This is a genomic window from Kandleria sp., from assembly GCF_017934775.1.
Classification (GTDB): domain Bacteria; phylum Bacillota_I; class Bacilli_A; order Erysipelotrichales; family Coprobacillaceae; genus Kandleria; species Kandleria vitulina.
The window spans coordinates 1-5,342 of the sequence record NZ_JAGBIX010000055.1; the positions used below are offsets into that span (position 1 = coordinate 1).

At 37.1% G+C, this 5,342-nt stretch carries 7 protein-coding genes; 2 read left to right on the plus strand and 5 right to left on the minus strand.

All coding sequences use genetic code 11. The features are described 5' to 3' along the window. Positions 1-148: 148 nt before the first annotated feature. Together J6L95_RS06055 and J6L95_RS06060 are read left to right on the plus strand one after the other, a co-directional pair. A complete protein-coding gene (locus tag J6L95_RS06055; RefSeq protein ID WP_051550754.1) occupies positions 149-424 on the plus strand; it encodes a phasin family protein in 276 nt (91 codons plus the stop codon). Next, on the plus strand, positions 393-1,991 hold the full coding sequence (locus J6L95_RS06060; RefSeq protein ID WP_287458483.1) for an ABC1 kinase family protein: 1,599 nt from the start codon (positions 393-395) through the stop codon (positions 1,989-1,991). The genes J6L95_RS06055 and J6L95_RS06060 overlap by 32 nt, the downstream gene beginning before the upstream one ends. Before the next feature lie 39 nt (positions 1,992-2,030). Here the strand turns inward: J6L95_RS06060 and J6L95_RS06065 are convergent, their stop codons facing one another. From J6L95_RS06065 to J6L95_RS06085, 5 genes are all read right to left on the minus strand, one after another. Next, positions 2,031-3,686 (minus strand): SulP family inorganic anion transporter, encoded by a 1,656-nt coding sequence (locus tag J6L95_RS06065; protein ID WP_287458484.1) that lies wholly within the window; start codon positions 3,684-3,686, stop codon positions 2,031-2,033. A gap of 93 nt (positions 3,687-3,779) precedes the next feature. After that, positions 3,780-4,106 carry a hypothetical protein gene (locus J6L95_RS06070; RefSeq protein WP_074624658.1) on the minus strand — a complete coding sequence of 109 codons (327 nt, stop codon included), beginning with the start codon at positions 4,104-4,106 and terminating at the stop codon, positions 3,780-3,782. Positions 4,107-4,184: 78 nt separating this feature from the next. Further along, on the minus strand, positions 4,185-4,571 hold the full coding sequence (locus J6L95_RS06075) for a hypothetical protein (RefSeq protein ID WP_029071266.1): 387 nt from the start codon (positions 4,569-4,571) through the stop codon (positions 4,185-4,187). A 38-nt stretch (positions 4,572-4,609) separates the two neighbouring features. Next, entirely contained in the window at positions 4,610-4,912 is a 303-nt protein-coding gene (locus tag J6L95_RS06080) for a hypothetical protein (protein ID WP_287458485.1), read from the minus strand. Between the two features lie 13 nt (positions 4,913-4,925). Next, the gene (locus tag J6L95_RS06085) at positions 4,926-5,108 is read right to left on the minus strand and encodes a hypothetical protein (protein ID WP_287458486.1); all 183 of its coding nucleotides are present in this window, start codon (positions 5,106-5,108) and stop codon (positions 4,926-4,928) included. Positions 5,109-5,342 lie beyond the last annotated feature (234 nt).

A 5,342-nucleotide genomic window follows, 5' to 3' on the forward strand; every position in this document is an offset into this window, starting at 1 on the left:
AAACTAAAGTACACATATTCAATACTTCTATTATAAAGGAAATAAAGAAAGGGATATAACCTAAACGCTTATCAGTTTTAATGACTCTAGAGAGTCTTAAAAGTAACTCATGGATAAGTCAATTAGATTATACTAGGAGAATTCTATTATGCAATTTGGAGAATTAACTAAAAACTTAATATTAGCCGGCATCGGTGCCGCTGCATCTACTGCTGAAAAAGGCAAGGAAATCGTAGATGAACTTGTAAAGAAAGGTGAAATTACTGTCGATCAGGGTAAAGCTCTTAATGAAGAACTTAAGACTAAGACAAAAGATCGCATCGGTCAGGAAATGATTAATCGTGTAGATAAGCTATCTATCGATCAACGCAAGGCTTTACGTGATAAGCTAGATGAACTTGATGCTGATGAAAACAATGAGTGATACTCACGCTTCTCGTCGTTTAACTGAAATATTGTCCATCCTGCAGAAGCATCATATTATCAGAGGACTTAATCCTGTTAAACTAAGATGTATTCTAGAAGATTTAGGCCCCACTTTTGTTAAGTTTGGACAGATCATGTCAATGCGTAGCGATATGCTAAGTGTTGAATATACACGAGAACTTGAAAAATTAAGAACAGAGGTTCAGCCTCTTGATTTTTCTATCGTAAAATCTTCAATTGAAGCAGAACTTTCGATGGGCATCAATGAAGTCTTTCAATCCATCAGCGATGTACCACTTGGTTCTGCTTCAATTGCTCAAGTCCATCAAGGAAAGCTTATCAATGGAGATAATGTTGTCATAAAAATACAAAGACCTCATATCTATGAAATCATGGAATCTGATATAAAGCTATTAAGAAAAGCCTGTGGCATGATGAAAATGGCTTCTGGTACGGGCAATCTTATTGATTTTAAAGCAATCATTGAAGAATTATGGCGTACATCCCAGATTGAACTTGATTTTATCAAGGAAGCTGAAAATATTGATCGCTTCTATCAGTTCAACAAAGATGTTGATTATGTCATGGTTCCTCATGTCTATCATGAATACACAACCACTCATATGCTTATCATGAGCAACTGCGGTCAGGTTCAGATAGACCATAAGACTCACCTAAAAGAAGATGGATACAATATGGACCAGTTAGCCAAAATGGTTGCAGAAAACTATTGTAAACAGATTCTAGATGACGGTTATTTCCATGCTGATCCACACCCTGGAAACATTCATGTCTATAAAGAAAAGATTGCCTGGATTGACTTTGGCATGATGGGCAGCATCACTGCTGATACACAGCGTATTCTATCAAAGGCCATCACCAGTATTCTTGAAGATGATATCTACGGTCTTCTTGATGCCTTCTTGCTTTTAGTCAAGCCAGAACAGGAAATCAATCAGGCTCAGCTGATTCGTCAGCTCGACAGCATTGTAGAGAAGTATATGGAAACCAACTTCTCAGACTTTAATCTTGGTCCTCTTATTGAAGGATGTTTTACTATCATCAAGACCAATAAGGTTGCCATTCCTGCAGATCTGACAATGCTGACAAGATCAATGGTAACCATGGAAGGAACATTGGGAAAGATTTCTGAGAAAGTCAATCTCGTAGAGATTCTTGCGAATCATATGCGTCATAAGATTCAAAGTGAACTTGATCTTAAGACACAGATCATGCACAGCTTACAGGTTGTCTATACCAATATGCAAAAAGGTGTAGCCCTGCCTTCATTAAGTCATGATGTATTGAAGAGATTAAAGAATGGTCATCTCACTTTACATATTGAAAATGACCCTGATAAGAAATCACTTCGTGAAATGAGAAGAAATAATCACAATATCACTTTAGCTATCATTATCGGGATACTTTACTTAAGTGCCTCATTAATGACCTTGAGCAATCTTCCTAAAGTCATATTTGATTTGCCTTTACTCTCTCTTCTTTTCTTTTTATTTGGTACGCTGCTATTAATCAGATTGCTTATTGACTTAAGAAAAAACATTTAAAAAGGGATTCCCTCAAGATATCAGGAATCCCTTGTTTTTTTATGCAATTTCTTTTGCTTTTTCTAATGCTTCATCAATATGATCTAAGAATAGATCTTCTCCTACTAGATCAATAAAGCCAGCTTTTTTCATTGTCTTTCTTGGCTGTTCATTAACATGTGAGAATACAAGCTTCACACCTTTTTTAAGACAGCCTTTAGTAAAGTCTTCTAATGAATGCATAGCTGAAGCATCAAGTGCTGGTACAGCACGCATACGAATGACAAGTACTTTAGTACTTTCTTCTAATGTGATTGAAGTAATCGCATCAGCTGCCCCAAAGAACATTGGTCCACTGATTTCATAAACACGCACATTGTCTGGTACATGTTTCAATTCAATGTCATCTGGATCGGTTTCTGGATCATAGTATACCCATCCTTCGACACTTGTTTCATCTGCTAAACGTTTCATAAGAAGCAGACATGAGATGACCATACCTACAGCGATAGCCATAACCAAGTCGAAGCATACTGTTAATGCGAATGTCACTATCAATACGAAGATGTCGCTTTTTGGTGCTGTCTTGATCAAATGAATAAATGTCTTATAGCCACACATGTTATAGGCTACCAAGAATAAGATAGCTGCAATGGTTGGCATAGGAATAAGTGATGCATATGGCATCAGGATAATAAGCACCAATACAAGTACAACCGCATGAATCATACCGGCAATAGGTGTACGTCCACCGTTCTTGATATTGGCTGCAGTACGGGCAATCGCACCAGTTGCAGGAATACCACCAAACAATGCGGATCCGATATTTCCAATCCCTTGAGCGATAAGCTCTGTATTTGAGCGATGATGTGAATTGATCATGCTGTCGGCTACAACACATGACAATAATGATTCAATCGCCGCTAAAATAGCAATCGTTGCCCCATTGGAGATGATATGATTCATCTCATTAAAATGAAGCACTGGCACATGGAATGTTGGCAATCCACTCTTGATTGTATAAAGATCACCGATGGTATTAACGTGAAGATGTAATCCTTTCACCATAAAGATACCTGCAAATACCGCAATCAATGAACCAGGAACCACTTCCCCGATACGAGGTACAAGTGGCCAAGCCACAAGAATAATGACACAGATAATTCCGACAATCAAAGCCTGTGTATTTAATGTATGACTATTGGCAATAACGGCTTTTAGCTTATCCAATGTTTCAATTGTCTTTGTTCCAGCTGGATAAGTTAATCCTAAGAAATCCTTCAACTGACCAATAATGATTGTCATTGCGATTCCCGCTGTAAAGCCTGTCGTAATTGTATATGGAATAAAGCGAATAAGACTTCCTAAACGCAAGAATCCCATTACTAGAAGAATGATACCTGCAAAAATAGTGGCCATCATTAATCCATCAAGACCATCAGTAGCTACAATTCCGGCCACAATTGTCGCAAAGGCAGCAGTTGGTCCTGCAATCTGTACCCTACTTCCACCAAATAGTGAAATCAGAAATCCTGCTACAATGGCTGTGTAGATACCTTCGTTGGGACCAACACCTGAAGCAAGGGCCAAGGCAATGGACAATGGCAAAGCGATGACTGCTACAATAATACCCGCGATCAGATCCTTAAAAAACTGCTGTTTGTTATAGTTTTTAAGACATCCAATCAGCATTGGTTCTAACTTTTCTTTTTTCAAATTTTCTCTCCCCTTCATATTTGACTTTTTCGAGTGTACTACTTTTATGAAAATGTGACAATACGATTTTATTAAAAAAACAAAAAAAGTGCTCTAAGAGAGCACTTCCATCACATAAATATAGTTTTCTGTATATCTCATTAAATCATCAACACTGAAATACCCATGATATTCCAATACACATGTCCCTTTAATATAAACAAATGCGGTTGGAGTATTCACAATCTCATATTTCTCAAATAATTCAGGATGCTGATTAAGAAATATATACCTTGCTTCAATCTGCGGAAAACGTCTAACCCATGATTTAAGTCTTTCCATTATTGATAAACTAGGCAAATCTGATGGATCACTAAAATAAAACAAACATGCAGGAGCCTGCTTAATTAATACAGACATATCTTCAACTAATTCTTTCATAAATTCCCTCGCTTACTACATCTTCATTATATGAATAAATATATGGGAAATACAACGAAAATGCTTTCACGAAAAAAATTAATGACGCTTCGCGTGACGAGAAAGAACTGTTCCAATAAATAGACCGATTAGAGCACAGGCAGCGCCAATAAGAAAACTATCTAGATCTGGCCATGACCATTTATGAAATGCACGCATATTAGCTAATGTGAATGTCAGATAATCTGCTAACATATACATGACTCCAAAAAAGAAAATCAGGATCCATCTTCCTTTGTTGATAATACGAGAAGACACCATCAGCATCGATACAACAATACTTGCCAATGGCAATCCTATAATAAAGTATCCTACTGAAAATGGAATCAGATAATCATTGATATTCCTTGTCCAAAACAATCCAATACCAGCAAGCCAAAATACCCAGTAGCAGATCATCAATTTTCTGAATCTTTTTATCTTCATGTCTCACCCTCCTCCACTAGGCGAGAACAACAACTCACTTAACTCACATTCCCTAAACCTTCGTGCATATCGATGTGTTCCACTTTCATCCTTAACAAATAAAACTTCTTAAGCCAGCAAGGCTGATAGTCAACCATATCTCTTATGGAAATAAGATTTTCCAATGAGACACGGCGATCAAGAATGGCTAGAAGTCTTATCAGCTCATTATCATCAGTAAGAGAAATATCAATAGCCTGTCTTAAAAACTGTGTAAGGTACACAGGAATATCCCATGAAGAAATATAGCCTGCATGTATCATTGCACTATTGACTTCTCCATCAATATCATCTTGAAACATCAAGAAATGACAATTATAAAGCAGATGAGATTTCATCACTGAGCTGTGATTGAAACCAGATTTGATGGTCTACATAAATACAGAACTGAATAAGTGAATCTACTTTGATAAGGCCATAATAAACACGATCACGCAAACTCTCACATAAATCCTGTTCAAGCTTTTGCGACATCATTGACCATTCCAAAGCTATCATCTACCCTTCACTTTTAATTGTATATTAATAAAATATAGGACTCAATTATTTCAACGTGAACTACCACCCACCTAAAGGTAGGTGGCTTCTAAAAACCTGACGGTTCTATTTAAGAAGTTTGATATTTAAGTTTCCACCCGACAAGTCAGGCAATCCTTATTCTTACAGGCGTGTCCACTTCGCCTCTACCGTATAGGATGTTAACATCCACAACGCTACTTTTACGCATGATGT